Below are 409 nucleotides of genomic sequence, written 5' to 3' on the forward strand. Positions count from 1 at the left end.
GATCCGACTATTTAGTGAGTTTACCGTCAAAGAGCTCCATCTCTGATACGGTGGTGATGATTCAAGCGGTGCGTGAGTGTTAGATAAAACCTATAAAGACGGCTTGAAATACGCCAAAGCCGGAGTGATGCTATCGGGGATTTGTGAGTATGCTGAGACCATGAGTGATTTATTTGAGATGCCGGATGAAAAAGCGCAGGTGGAGTCTGAGAAGTTAATAGCGGTGATGGATGAGATTAATCAGCAGTTAGCACATGCTCTACCGGGTAGGGCAACCACCAAATTGTTTCTTACCAGTACCGCTATTGAGAAAAGCCAAACTTGGCAGATGAGCCGAGCATTGTTAAATCCGTGCTATACCACTAAATTATCTGATTTATTAGGCATCGATTAAGGGATTAGACCATGT

1 protein-coding gene is annotated in these 409 nt (G+C 43.8%); it reads left to right on the forward strand.

Going from position 1 to position 409, the window contains the following annotated elements:
• Positions 1 to 76 precede the first annotated feature (76 nt).
• A complete protein-coding gene (locus M3148_RS17450) occupies positions 77 to 394 on the forward strand; it encodes a DUF4113 domain-containing protein (RefSeq protein ID WP_251305977.1) in 318 nt (105 codons plus the stop codon).
• Positions 395 to 409: the final 15 nt, after the last annotated feature.

Source organism: Georgenia satyanarayanai, assembly GCF_023715365.1.
GTDB lineage: Bacteria > Actinomycetota > Actinomycetes > Actinomycetales > Actinomycetaceae > Oceanitalea > Oceanitalea satyanarayanai_B.